Consider the following 13170-nt stretch of genomic DNA (forward strand, 5'->3'; position numbering starts at 1 on the left):
GGGAGCCGGGCGATTTGGCCGGCTCCCTGCCTGTTTATTGATCCTCCGCTGTTTCCACACACCAATCCTTTTTGCCGCAATGCGTACAGGTCAGCTTCCTGGTCTTCGGCGTGTGCCCGGCAAAAAGGAATTCCCGGAATACAGGCCGAAACGCCGCGCCGCATGTGGGACAGAGATAGACGGTACTGCGGTAATACATCCGCGTCAGCAGCGTACAGATCGCAATGGCAATGGGAAGAACCACCGCGAACGGAATCCAGTTTCCATAAAAGCCCCAAACCATCAACGTAATCACCTCTGCAATGGTACACAGGCTTCCCCAAAGCACCATGGTCAAATGGACACGGCGCAGTTTTCTTTTTCTGTTTTCCATCATGATGCGTTCTATGTCGCTCTGTAAATTTTCCGGGATGGCCTGCGTCTTTTCCAGACAGGCCCGCGCGGCGGCGATGGTCTTCTTCTGCTCCGCTTTCTCCGCAAGCTCCGCGTCCAGCTGTTTTTCCTGTTCATCCAGCAGGAGCAGGAGAACCTTTTCCGGATGTTCGCTTTGCAGAATCCCTTTGATCGATTCCAGCGAAAGCCCCAGCGATTTCAGCAGACAGATCAGTTTCATCTGTTTCAAGTCCGCGTCCGTGTACAAACGCCGCCCGCCTTCCGTCAGCTCCGACGGATGCAGCAGCCCCTTTGTATCGTAGAACTGCACGGTCCGCACGGAAATGCCGCATTGCTTTGCCAGTTCCCCGGTTGTGTATTTCGACATAGAATTCACCTCCTTGCCCTTACCATACCGCATGACGCTGCGTCACAAGCAAGAGGTGACGCAGGGGGATTTTACTATTTTACCCGTTTTCGGTCCCTGACAGGCTTAAAATGTTTTAATAAACCATTTTTCAAGGAACTATAAAAGGCAGCGTAAGCAACTTGCTACACTGCCTGTTTTTTCATTTATTTATGCTTCTTTTTGTTTCAGGTGGTCTATGATCTCTCTGTTTGTTTTGCTCCTAATATCAACATCATCGACCCACTGATAAAGCGTGTCAACCTGCCAACCGATTTTCTTCACATCCCTGCGGATTTCAGAGACATTCAGCTCCAGTTGATCCAGACGCTCGTTGGTTTTCTGTTGGTTATCCGCTAACTTCTGCTGGTTCTCTTCCAGCTGATCCAAGCGCTTATTTGTGGCCTGCTGGTTCTCTTCCAGCTGATCCAAACGCTTATTTGTAGCTTGCTGGTTCTCTTCCAGCCTTTTTTGCCCTGATACAAGATCATTTTGTCCAGCTTCCAGAGATTCCATCTTCTTAAGGATCAGTTCTAACATTTCCTTTTCCATCATTGTATCCCCCCGTTGACGTTATTATAGCATATCTATTTATACTGAGCAATTACAATCTGGTACGATGCTTCCGTTTTTATTGTACCGCAGATTCGCTCTTTATTTTTTAATCAAATTTCTTTCCGTCTTTCCCTTCGTTTTCCAATACTAAAGAGCACGGCAGCCGTCAAAAGGCCGACCAGGACCGACAAAAGATTTTGCACCCATTCCATCGGCGTCCCCAACGCCTGCGCGACCACCAGGTCCAGGCCGAAATCCAGCGCCGGCATCAACAGCATGGCGATGCTGGCACAGCTCCAGCGGTTCCATTTTGTATAGCAGAACAGCCAGCAAAGCACCCATAGGTACGCCAGCCCCATCAGCGACGCCGGCACGCCCATCGGCAGCAGCCAGCCGGTTACCGGGCTGTTCACCTCTATGATCCATAAAAATGGTACGATCCAAACCGTCAGGGAAAGCAGGGCTTTTGCTACCCGGTGTCTTTTACACCAGATCAGTGGCGTGAGCACCAGCCATGTGAACGCAATGGCGCTGATCGGAAAAACCGACCAGGTCAGGTTCGCATGCAGCGCATAGTCGCAGATGCCGCATACGAGCATCGCCAGCAGGAACACGGTGGTCATGACGGTCATCACCAGCTCCGTTGTAATACGTTTCTTCTTTTTTACAACCTGATCCGCATATTCCAGCGCGTTTTGCACCACCCGTTCCGTCTCCGGCGCGGGCTGTTCCTCCGGTTCGCCGCTGAGCAGCTCGTTCATACTGACGCCCAGTTCTTCTGCCAGCACCGGGATCGTTTTAATATCGGGGTACCCCTGTCCCCGCTCCCATTTTGATACCGCTTTGTCCGTCACATGCAGGCGGTCCGCCAACTGCTTCTGTGTCATGCCCAGTTTTTTTCTCTGCTGCATGATCCGCAGCCCAATCTGATTTTCTTCGTTCATGGTATTCATCCTTTCCTGCATGCCCGCTCTGCGTCGGTCTGCTCTTCCAGTGTACCAGCAGCCCGCGCAGAAAACAACCGACAATGCATGGAAAACCGCCGGGTAAACGAATCGTAGAGTCGTTTATTCGTCCTCCGGCAGGGAAATATGTGCTGCCAGAGCCAAAATCCGGGCACGGCGGGCCTCCGGCTGCTGTTGGAGCCAAACTGAAAAAGCCTGCTGCCATTCTTCGTCTCCGCGCGTGCGGTGCAGGTCATTCTCCACCTGGGGGAGCTGATTCCAGAGCAGCGCCAGCTCAATTTCTTCCAGTACGGCAAACAGCGCGACGTATTCCGGGCCGAACAGGCAGCCGCCTGCCAGCGTGTCCGTCAGGTCCTGCATGCTGTGCACCCGTTCCCGGACGCGCCTGATTTTATCAGAAAGATCGCGGCAAGCGCTCACCTCATCTATGAACGCGCGGAACACCTCGTCCGGCATCCGTTCGCCATCCATAAACTGAATGACTTTCTCTGTCGCCTCCATCGGAACGACAAAAAAGCTTTCCAGTGCATTGTGGTCCAGCGCCAGCCGCAGCTTTGCCGCCAGCTGCGACGCGCTCTCCCGTACGTACCGGGCCAGCGTCCCGTCCGGTATCTGCAACTGTTCCACCGCACCTGTCAAAACCGGCCGGATTTCTTCCAGCGTTTTTCCTGTAAACTGCGCGCGCAGAGATTCCCGGTCCCCGGATGTGAGACAGAGCAGCGCCGGGTCCTTCCTGCAAAGCACACAGGCCAGCGCGTGGATCAGCACATGTTCAAAGAGGTTGAACAGAAGCTCCGGATACGATTGGTCATAGGCGCGCAGCAGCGTGTCAATCCGCTCCGGCGCAAAGCGCTGCAAAAAACGGTTTTCCTGTAGGAGGTGATACAGGTACCGGCGCAGGAAGGAACACCCCGTCTCGCCCTGCACCTCCATACAGAGCGGATAGTCGATCATTGCGCCCGGCGTCTCATGCCCGGTAAACTCTAAATCGTACGTACTGAAAAAGGGTTGGATGCCGTCTATTGTGTCGTTGTAGGCGCGGCTTTCTGTCGGCAGGCGGGTTTCCAGTACCTGCCGGTACAGGTCCTTTAACTCCTCCACCCGTTTCAGCAAACAAGCTTTTCCCCGCTGGAACAGCGTGTGCAGGGGCTCTTTTTGCAGTTGCCGCAGGGCGGACGCCGCGTCCGGCAATGTCTTCAGATACTCCCCCACGCCGTAATACACCGATTGCAGCAGGCTCTGCGCCGTTTCCACCGGCAGAGAGCTGCTCTCTCCATGCGTGAAGCGCTGAGTCTGTTCCGCCAAAAGGGCAACCAGTTCCAATTGCATGCGCTCCATCTCCGCATCGGAAAGCAAATGCGCCCGGTATGCGGCGCTCAACAGCGACTGGAGATATTGTGCGCGGTTCAGGTGTTCTCCCTTCAGCACGCTTTGGGCTTCCAGTTGGTGATTCATTCTTCTATCTCCTCCCAAAAATACGAATCCAGTTCGTCCGGCTCCTCCTCCGGAGAACCCCCAAACCGAACGCAGTGGGCCAGCCACTCCAGTTCCCGCCCCTGCAACAGCTCCACAGAGCCGCGGCACTCGCCGTCAAACGACGCTTTCATGGCGGCCAGCAGCTCGGCGTCGTTCAGCTTGTCCAGCGATTCATTTTTAAAATAGTAAAACAGTTCCAACAGCGCATGGAGGGTCTCTGTGTAATTGCGCTGATGCAGGAACGGGGAATCGCAGAACACATCGATCAGCTTGTCGATGATTCCGCCGCCGAATTCCACGCGCCCGCTGGTGCGCAGGGCCTCTCCGCGCGTCTCCACCAACGCCTTTGCGTCGGCGGGGGTCAGCGTGAGGCCAAACGGTGCGGTCCGTTCGTTGTATTGGACAATCTCCGCGACTGCCTGCCGCTCCAGCAGGCCGGGGGGAAATAAAGGAACCATCCATTCCATTGGCGCCGCCTCCTTTTGTCATCCGTTTGCTTGACAATTAAAAAAATAGTTTGCCAAAGGGGTTGACACGGCGCAAATTATATGATATAGTGTATATGTAATAGTGTTTATATTTTTAATATGTGCCGTGTTGTTTTAGTATACCATCGGTGGCGGCCGTTGTCAAGATTGTTTTTGACCGGGAATCCATGCGGGCATTTGACTCGCAATGGGTTCTTATTTTTTTTGCGCAAATTTCTATTACACCGGGTTTTGTTATACCACGCCAAGGGCGAACAACAAATGATTTAACAATCCAGAATTTAAGGAGTAAAAAACGTGAAAAACAAAGCATTAATTGTGATCGACATTCAAAATGATATTACAAAGAATTACAAGGAAATTATTGAAAATATCAACAAGGCCATTCATTGGGCAACTGTAAATAATATTCATGTTGTTTACATAAAACATAATAATTTATCTGCTGGAACAAGAACCTTCAAGCCTGGCACACATGGCGCTGAATTGGTTCCAGATATGAAAATTGAATCTGGAAATATCTTTACAAAAACCAAGGGAAATGCATTAACAAGTGAAGAATTCGCTGATTTTGTAAGGGAACATGAAATTGGTGAATTCTACATTGCTGGCGCAGATGCCATAGCCTGCGTAAAATCCACTTGCTACAATATGGCTAAAAAAGGTTACCATGTTCACGTTCTGTCTGATTGCATCACCAGTTATGATAAAAGAAAAATCGATGAAATGCTTCAATATTATGAGAGCAAAGGGTGCATGATTGAGAAACTGGATGAAGTGATGTAAGGCTTTCAAGTACCGGATTTACCAACTGGAGAAAAAAGCGTTGTAGCGCCCAACTATACAAAGCCACGCTGTTACAGATTACGCCGCATAATTCGCTGGATTTGAGAAAAGCCCATTCCATGCGGGTTTGCGGCGTCTGCCTGCGAAACGATTTCCCCCCTTATGATGGCCATTTAACGATACAGGCAATAAAAAAGCCACTGCGCGGATCAGCAAGAAAGCCACAGCAGTCCATTTTATGTTGCGCGTGGATATCTCGGAATCTTCTAAAAAACATGGGCGCAATAAAAGAATGCCTGCAAAATCCGCATCAGATTGGATTTTGCAGGCATTTTTCTATCGTTTGAGTCAATTCGTTCTCCCGGCACAGGGGGAGAAATTGACAACCGCACACGAGAGCATTTTCTCAGCTTTGCCAAAGCATACGCATCCCGCAAAGCCGGCGCAGCTTTTGCCGCTCATAACAGGCAGCTTTATTCCAGCAAACCGATCAGCAGTTTGCTGAACCGGTCGTTTTCGCTCCACTGCGGAAAATGGCAGGACTTCTCAAACCAGAAGAACTGCTTCTCCGTTTCGATCGTGTCGAAGTATTCCTTTGCAAGAGCGGACGAAACATGGCTGTCATACCGCCCTTCCACAAAAAGAACGGGCGATTGATATTGCGTTACGCCCTCAAAGTCGACCTGCATCAGCTCCTGCCACAAAGCTTGAATCGACCGCAGGCTTCCCTTCTGCCGCCGGTAGAGGTCAAAAAGCGTATAGTGCTTTGAAAACAGGAATGGTTTGATCAGATCGTTATAATTTGATCTGCCATAAAGGGAACCCTGATGCTTTACCACCTGTTTTGTGACAAAAAGCAGATCGTTCAGCCAGTTGTCCGCCGTATAGGAGCAGTCAATTTTCTCCAGCCGCTTCAGCGCCTTCTGATCCGCGTGATCGACCGCATACGCATAAGCAATCCGGCAGGATTTTTTCATATTGACCACCTGGCCACAGCCAATATACGCGCGGACCAGCTCTGGATGGGATTGGGTAAACTTCAGCCCCAAAACGCTTCCCCAGGAGTGCCCCACCAAATATAAGGACTCCTGTTTAAAGCATGCCAGCAGCGTTTCCACCAAAACTTTGAGGTCTTCTAAAAACATATTCAACGTCAGCGCGCCGCCGTCATATGCATCGTACGACTTTCCCGCGCCGCGCTGTTCCCATACCACAACGGTAAAGCGCGTCTCCAGCTCTTTGTTATACTGCAAAACCAACGGCAGCGCGGCGTCTCCCGGCCCGCCGTGGAGATAGAGCAGAAGGGGCGCATTCTTCCTTTCCGCCCGAACCGAAAGATACTGCCATGTGCCGTTTATAGGCATTTTTCCTTGTTGATTGATATACATTTTTTCTCCTGATCCCGCGTGTTCACGCGTTTGGTGTAGGGTACCGTTCCAAACGGTGAACCATGATGTATTCTTCTTCGTTTTCCGCCACAATCTGAAAACCGACCGCCAGATACATCCGCAATGCGTAATTGTCCTTTTGCACCGCCAGAGAAGCCTGCGCATAGCCGGCATTTTTTAAATGCGCCAACATTTGGCGCATCAAATCGGTCCCGATTCCGTGGCCCCGGTATTCCGGATAAAGGGAAATTGCAAACTCCGGCGTTTCACTGTCCACACTGCCGTATCCGGGGATATTGCGCACCCAGACCGCGCCGACCACCGTTTGCCGCACCTCGGCGCACAGGCAAGCATCGTCTTTCTGTTTTCCAAAATCCCTGATATACACCTGTAACTGGGGATCCTTGATGATTTCCCGGGGAAGCCTGTTCGCCGCGTCCCTCTGGAAGATTGCTTCATATAGAAAGTCTTCCAGCAGCGGATACTCCGCCCGCGTCATTTCCCGTATGGTATATTCCATAGCCGCCGCCTTTCGCGCTTCTTCCGCAGATAAAACATCACTTTAGAAATTGGATGATCCTGCTCTTTTCCTCTTCCGTCAGAATATGCATATGCCCCCGGCCCTTCAGCTCATACAGAGTATTGTCAGGAACTATTTTTTCCGCTCTTTTCAGCACCTTTCTTGCAGGGAACAAGCAATCATATTCGCCCGCCATCACAAGAACCGGCGCTGTGCATCGCCTCATCTTTTTTCCACTGACATTGGAGGGCATCCCGATCTTCGTTTTAACATACTGAAAGCTGTTCTTCACGGTATCAAGCGTGTCCGTATCCAGAACTTCCCTGGTGATCGCCATATACAGGGCCGCCCGCGTTATATATTGATCATCCTTTGTCAAAACGTATTGGAGCAACGGAAGCATCATTTTGGCAGAGCCGACCGGCAATGCGTTGTTGATTCCCGACGGAACAAGCAATACGCTCTTCACGATCTTTTCCGGGGCGACACACATGAACTTCGCCAAAACGCCGCCGCCAAACGAACCGCCAAAGCAGCGAATCTGGTTAAAACCCAGTCCGCTCACCACCTCATTTGCCCATTCTCCATAATCGTAGCCATGGGGAGACAGGCTTACTTCCGCGCTCTTTCCGGGATGGCCGATGATGTCAACCGCGTAAACATGGAACTCGTCCAGCAAAAACCTGCAAAGCAAAAGTTGATAGGCAGTGGTGGAATTCCCCCCGTGGAAGACCAACAGCGAAGGCCCATTCAAATTTCCCGTTTCCACCAGATGCGTTCGTCCATAGGAAGTCGCAACGTATTGATCCTGATAGCTACAGCCGAGCTTTTCCAACTGGCTGTCATAGAGTTGTAACACGGCATTTTTTCCGTCTTCACTCTTATAGATCGTTTTCAATTTTCTACCTCGCAATCATTCCCTTGCTCCGCCCATTCTTCCCGGCAGATTTGTTTTTATTGTAACGGCTCCCCGCCGCAATGTCAAACTGGAAATTTCCGGGCCAGCAATCTGACGCAGGCCATGCACAGCAAAGAGAGGCGGCCGGTTTTCCACCGTCCGGCGCTTTTCGGTGGAAAACATTTTTCTATCCCTCTTTGGCAGTCTGTGGAAATCCTCTAAACCCTTATGTAGGATTCCATACTACTTTGTACTATTTTAAGCGATTTGCCAGCATATAGTAGCATTCTGTGATATTCTAAAGCAGGGTGGTACAATGAAGCCTTTGAAACAAAAAGTAAGTATAACTTTGGATGAAGAGGTCATTCAGAAAGTCAATTTTTTGGCAGAAGAACACGATCGCTCCCTTTCCCAATACATAAATCTGGTTTTAAAAGACCATTTAAAACAATCCGGGGAATTCAGCACAGACATGGAACAGGTCATTTGAAACAAATCCGAAATGCTCAAGCCGTATGTTTACTTTATTGTGGGAGCAGAAAGCAAACAGATAGGGGCCGTTGCAGTTTTATTCTGCAACGGCCCCCGAAATTTGTCCGGTAGCACAAAAGATTAATAAAGGAGCATATCACTCGTTCCCACTCGCTCTTCTCAGGAAGAGAGTTCCGTTCTCTGCGGAGAACGGCAAAGGGCTCTGCCCTTTGATCCCGCCACTTTTCAGAAAAGTGGAAAAACACTCTTTAACCATTACCTGTAAGGTGAAAATGGTTCCCGCCATAGGCGCGTCCCGACTGGAAGTCCGCGAAAGACGTTGCACGTCCCGCTCCTTGCTAGGAGCGGCAAAGGGCTCTGCCCTTTGAACCCGCCGCTTTTCAGAAAAGCGGAAAAATGCATTTAAGCCGTTACCTGCAAGGTATGAAAGCCCCGGGAGCTTGTCCCGTCCGTCCTGCCACAGGCGAGGGTATGATTTCAGAAACACGACAGGGCGGGCCGTGCTGACCGCAGGTCTGGAAAAACACATTTTGCCCTACGCCACCATCAGCCAATCGTCACGATACAATGCTTTACTGCATTCTGGCCCGGCAGAGTGGTATACACGCCGGTGCTCTGGCCCGGTGCGCCAACCGCCCAGACTCTGTAATAGTAGTCGTTGCCAATCTGCGCCACGAACTGGGTCTTGAGCACACTGCCGTCACCGACGGTGAAGTTCGGAACCAGGCCGTTTCCATTGACAACGGTCATCTTGAAGCAATAGGCCGCGCCCTTCTTGAGCGTAAATGGCAGGGTCGTGTCGGAACGGACGGAAGCCGCCACGTTCTGCGCCGCCGCAACCACCGGACTGCCAACAACCGCCGTGCCCGCACCGGAGGTGCTCGGTGTGGATGAGGGCTTGGACGGTCTGCTGCTTCCACCGCTGCCGCCTGTTCCGGCGGTCTTGAGCGCGTTCCAGGCCTTGTTGGCCTTCTCACAGACTTCGTCCACATCCGCCTGGGAGGCGTTCGGGTCTTCATAGACCGCCTTTAACAGGTCGATCTGCTCCATGAAATTGCGGTAGGACGCTGTTGTATATGTGTTCGGGTTGATCGTTTCGGACTTATCAATCCAATCCTCCAGCACGCTCTTGTCCGGAATCAGACGCAGCTCCAGCAGGACCTTTGCCAGCGTATCGGCGGCTTCGTTGATTGCCGTTTGGGAAGCGTCGGGATCGTCATAGACATCCTGCGCAGCCTCGATTGCCGCCGCCAGAATCGCCTCGTCGGCGGGTACATACTGGTCGATGATTTCCATGGTCTCCAGTGCCTGGTTGAGAACGGTTTCCAAACCGGATTTATCCGCCTTGCGCACCAGATCCTCCATGGCCTTCACCAACGCTTTGCTGACGCGCTCCACATCGACCTTCAGCGCATTCGAATCTGCAACGACTTCCTTCGCCTCATCGAGGGCCGCAAGGAAGGCATCCCAATTGGTTTCGGTGTAGTCGCCGCTTTCCTTCATGATCTCGGCGGTTTCAATCAGTTTGCTGAGCGCGCTGGTGTCGCCGGCCTCAAAGCTCAGCATCTGCACCGCGCGGAGCAGGTCGTTCAGCGCCTCGTCAATTTCCGCCTGCGTGGCGGTCTTCTGATCCAGAACGTCCTGTGCGTTTTTCAGCTTTTCGTCAAGATTATCCTGGACGATCTGCACAGCGTTGTTGTACTCGTCGCCTCCTACGCAGGATTCCGCGATCCGGACGGCGGTTTCCAGCGCAAACTTGCTGACGACGGTGAAGGAATAGGTTCTCTCCATGCCGAGCGCCGCCTCGTCCGCCGGAATCACAACGGTAAAGGAATCCGCCTCAAAGTCTTTTTCCGCCAGCGCCGCGCCGTTCAATTGGACACCCGCGAACAGGCGGTTTTCCGGCGGTGTGAAGGTCAGGGTGAGTTCCTCCGCCTCCGCGGGGATGGAATACATGCCGATCTTGTCGGCAATCGGCTGCGCCACTTCATTGACGCTCAAAGAAGCGGATCTGCCGCTGTAACGAATGGTAATGGTTTTCTCAGAGGGCACCACATTCTCCAGCGCGTCGATTGCATCGCGGATGGCCTTTGCCGCCGCGTCAACCGCCGCCTGATCCGCATCCTCTGCCAGGTCCGCCGCTGCCAGCAGCGCGGTTTGCAGCGCCGCCCAGGACTCCGGCGTATAATCGGCCTGTTTCAGTGCCGACGCCTCTTTTTGTACCGCGAGCAGTTCGGAGCGATCCGCGCCGAAATAGGAGAGATCCCACTCGTCCATCCACTCGATCTTCAGGCTGCCGTCCTCGTTAAACTGCATCGGGAGCCATAAATAGCGGGAATCCTGTAAGTTGTTGGCGTTCCAGCGGTCCGCCATGAAGATGAATTTATCCGGGCGGCCCTCGACAGGCAGCACATGGGTGCTTTGGCCCCGGAAGGTGAGGTTGGCGTCCGGCCCCACGCACGGGTTGGGCAGCAGCTTCTCAAACGGGCCAAGCGGGGAATCTGCCACGCCGTAACCCGCGGCGTTCGGGCTCCAGCCGGTGCAGCCGGAGGAAACAATATAATACTTGCCGTCGTGTTTGAACATCGCCGGCGCTTCGCGGGACATATTGACAAAGTTGCGGGTATAGGTGCCGGACTGGCTCAGGTAGTCGTCGGAAAGCAGGGAGATATACAGGGTCGCGTTGTTCTCAGACGAATAAATCAGATAGGCCTTTCCGTCCTCATCCTTATACAGCGTCATATCGCGGCTCATCTGGCCGTTCGGACGCTCACTGCGGATATAGGTGAACGGGCCGGTCGGTGAATCGCTGACCGCCACGCCGGCGGCCGCCTTGCCGTAGTTGGCGCTGTCGATATGCGCCCACATGACGTATTTGCCGGTGGAGTCGTTGTAAATGACCTTCGGGCGCTCCAGTACGTTCTCCGGTCCCAGCTCGTCCGCATATTCGCCGGTCTGAATCTTCGGGTCAAGTGCCAATCCCTCGTATTTCCAATTATACAGGTCCTTGGAGGAATAGCAGGATACGCCAACAACCGGGGTGCGCGTGGTGCCCGGATCGTTGTCAATGTCTTTATTTTCGCCATACCAATAATAGGTCTCGGACTTTGTATCGTACATAATGCCGCCGCCGTGCGCCTGGATGAAATCGCCTTCCGTATCCAGCCATTTATCGCCGGGGACAAACTTTTTAAGGTTGCCAATGGATTGGATTTTCTCGATTTCTTCTTCAATCAGGGTCTTGAGGCTGACAAACTCCTCCTGCGTCGGCGTTGTGCTCTCCAGGAGCGCTTCCGCGCGAGCAATCAGGTTTTTCAGGTCGTCCAGCAGGGATTCCTTGCCAGCATAATCCTCGATAAACGATTTGCCTGCTTCAATGGCGGGCAGCAACATGGAGGTATCCAGGGTAAAATGACTCCAACGCGATACGTTGACCTCCGCCGCGGACGCGAATTCCCGGGCCTCGTTGTTCTCCGAGGTCAGGGCGGTCAGGCGCAGGTATCTTGCGGCAACCGGTGCAAAAGAGGCCGTCTTTTCGTCTTTGGTCGCTTCCCACTCGCCAGCGGCAACCTTGGTGAAGGACTCGCCGTCCATGCTGGCGCTGATCTCATATTGCAGGATCGTGCCGTTCCAGTCCTTATCCTGGCGCGGCAGGTATTTCATCTGATAGACGTCGGTGTATTCCTTGCCGAGATCCAGCGTGATGTAGTGCGGCAGGGGGGTGTAATTGGTCCAATTGGAATGCCAGTGCGTACTGTTGTTTCCGTCGAGCGCCTTGGATGCCTCGTTTCCGCCCTGGTATGAATCCGCCGTTGCGGTCATCTGGCTCTGCGGGATGGGCGTCGGCTCCGCCGCCGGAGCGATGTCCGCAAGCGCCGCCGTGATGGCCTGCGCCGCCGCGTCCAGTGTTTCCTGTGTCAGCAGCGCGCCGCCGGCCAGGTCGTCAATCAGCGACTCGCCTGTTTCCACAGCCGTTTTCAAAACAGCGACCAGGCTCTCGCCGCCCTCATAGCCGTCCAAAAATTCCCTGCCTTTTGCCGCCGCAGACTGCAAAGCGGCGGCGTCTACGGCAAAGTCCGCGCGGCGCACGATGTTGATTTCTGCCGCGGATGCAAACTGGCTGTATTCGCCCGCACTGTTGCCCATGGAGGTCAGCGCGGTCAGACGCACAAATTTTGCTCCGGTGGATGTGAAGGAAGCGGTTTTCAGATTGCGGTTTTCCGCCCACTCGCCCTCCGCCACCTTGGTAAAGGTTGTTCCGTCGTCGCTGACGGAAATTTCATAGCCCAAAATGACGCCGTTGTACTGCGGTTTTCCGCTGGATGAATCCTGGCGCGGCAAGTACCGGAGCTGGTACACGTCGTCATAGGCTTCGCCCAGATCGAGCGTGATGGACAACGGGCAGATCGGGTGCCCGGCCGACCAGTTGCTGTGCCACTTGGTGCCGTTGTTTCCGTCGATGGCCTTGTCCGCTCCTTCTCCGGAAGCGGCACTCTCTGCCGTTGCGGTCATCTGGCTCTGCGGGATGACGATTTCCTCCGCCTCCTGCTGTGCCAGCGCCACAACGCCGCTGACCGGCGCCGGAACATCCATGGTCCGCGCGGCGGCAGCCGGAACCGCGCCCGCCGCCATGGACAGGGCCAGGATCCAGGAGATTACTTTTCTTCCTTTTCTTTGCATACTCTTTTCCTCCGTTTCTTCTTTTGCTTCTTCCCTTTTCACACACGGCCCAGTGCCGCAGCATGAAAACAGTCGGAATCCATAATTTTCACAGGATTCTTTCCCTCATTATAGACATGATACCATACATTCATCGGGCAAACA

The 13170-nt window shown here is 53.2% G+C and carries 12 protein-coding genes; 3 read left to right on the plus strand and 9 right to left on the minus strand.

The window, feature by feature from the left end:
- Positions 1–34 precede the first annotated feature (34 nt).
- The 5 genes from BN2106_RS01650 to BN2106_RS01670 all read right to left on the minus strand — a co-directional run bounded on the left by BN2106_RS01650 (position 35) and on the right by BN2106_RS01670 (position 4241).
- A complete protein-coding gene (locus tag BN2106_RS01650) occupies positions 35–760 on the minus strand; it encodes a MerR family transcriptional regulator (RefSeq protein WP_050696830.1) in 726 nt (241 codons plus the stop codon).
- Positions 761–949: 189 nt separating this feature from the next.
- On the minus strand, positions 950–1333 hold the full coding sequence (locus BN2106_RS01655; protein ID WP_195891750.1) for a hypothetical protein: 384 nt from the start codon (positions 1331–1333) through the stop codon (positions 950–952).
- A 110-nt stretch (positions 1334–1443) separates the two neighbouring features.
- The gene (locus BN2106_RS01660) at positions 1444–2277 is read right to left on the minus strand and encodes a helix-turn-helix domain-containing protein (RefSeq protein WP_050696832.1); all 834 of its coding nucleotides are present in this window, start codon (positions 2275–2277) and stop codon (positions 1444–1446) included.
- A gap of 123 nt (positions 2278–2400) precedes the next feature.
- Positions 2401–3753, minus strand: coding sequence for a DUF6179 domain-containing protein (locus BN2106_RS01665; protein ID WP_050696833.1), 1353 nt, complete (start codon positions 3751–3753; stop codon positions 2401–2403).
- Positions 3750–4241 (minus strand): DUF6323 family protein, encoded by a 492-nt coding sequence (locus BN2106_RS01670; protein ID WP_050696834.1) that lies wholly within the window; start codon positions 4239–4241, stop codon positions 3750–3752. The genes BN2106_RS01665 and BN2106_RS01670 overlap by 4 nt, the downstream gene beginning before the upstream one ends.
- Before the next feature lie 318 nt (positions 4242–4559).
- Between BN2106_RS01670 and BN2106_RS01675 the strand changes: the two genes are divergently transcribed.
- Both BN2106_RS01675 and BN2106_RS16575 read left to right on the plus strand, forming a co-directional pair.
- Positions 4560–5048: a cysteine hydrolase family protein gene (locus tag BN2106_RS01675; RefSeq protein WP_050696835.1), complete on the plus strand. Its 489-nt coding sequence runs from the start codon at positions 4560–4562 to the stop codon at positions 5046–5048.
- A 238-nt stretch (positions 5049–5286) separates the two neighbouring features.
- Positions 5287–5553, plus strand: coding sequence for a hypothetical protein (locus BN2106_RS16575; RefSeq protein WP_154666381.1), 267 nt, complete (start codon positions 5287–5289; stop codon positions 5551–5553).
- Here the strand turns inward: BN2106_RS16575 and BN2106_RS01680 are convergent.
- The 3 genes from BN2106_RS01680 to BN2106_RS01690 are packed head-to-tail and all read right to left on the minus strand — an operon-like array spanning position 5522 to position 7854.
- Complete coding sequence (locus BN2106_RS01680) at positions 5522–6436, minus strand: alpha/beta fold hydrolase (RefSeq protein WP_050696836.1); 915 nt, start codon at positions 6434–6436, stop codon at positions 5522–5524. The two genes, BN2106_RS16575 and BN2106_RS01680, sit on opposite strands and share 32 nt — an antisense overlap.
- A gap of 22 nt (positions 6437–6458) precedes the next feature.
- Positions 6459–6956, minus strand: coding sequence for a GNAT family N-acetyltransferase (locus BN2106_RS01685; protein ID WP_050696837.1), 498 nt, complete (start codon positions 6954–6956; stop codon positions 6459–6461).
- A 37-nt stretch (positions 6957–6993) separates the two neighbouring features.
- On the minus strand, positions 6994–7854 hold the full coding sequence (locus tag BN2106_RS01690; RefSeq protein ID WP_050696838.1) for an alpha/beta fold hydrolase: 861 nt from the start codon (positions 7852–7854) through the stop codon (positions 6994–6996).
- Positions 7855–8170: 316 nt separating this feature from the next.
- On the opposite strand from BN2106_RS01690, the gene BN2106_RS01695 reads away from it, so the two are divergent.
- Positions 8171–8344 (plus strand): DUF6364 family protein, encoded by a 174-nt coding sequence (locus BN2106_RS01695; protein ID WP_050696839.1) that lies wholly within the window; start codon positions 8171–8173, stop codon positions 8342–8344.
- A 548-nt stretch (positions 8345–8892) separates the two neighbouring features.
- On the opposite strand, the gene BN2106_RS15490 is transcribed toward BN2106_RS01695, so the two are convergent.
- Positions 8893–13026, minus strand: a complete 4134-nt coding sequence (locus BN2106_RS15490; protein WP_074017371.1) for a discoidin domain-containing protein — start codon at positions 13024–13026, stop codon at positions 8893–8895.
- Between the last annotated feature and the right edge of the window lie 144 nt (positions 13027–13170).

It is taken from the genome of Anaeromassilibacillus senegalensis (genome assembly GCF_001261775.1).
Taxonomy (GTDB): Bacteria; Bacillota; Clostridia; order Oscillospirales; family Acutalibacteraceae; genus Anaeromassilibacillus; species Anaeromassilibacillus senegalensis.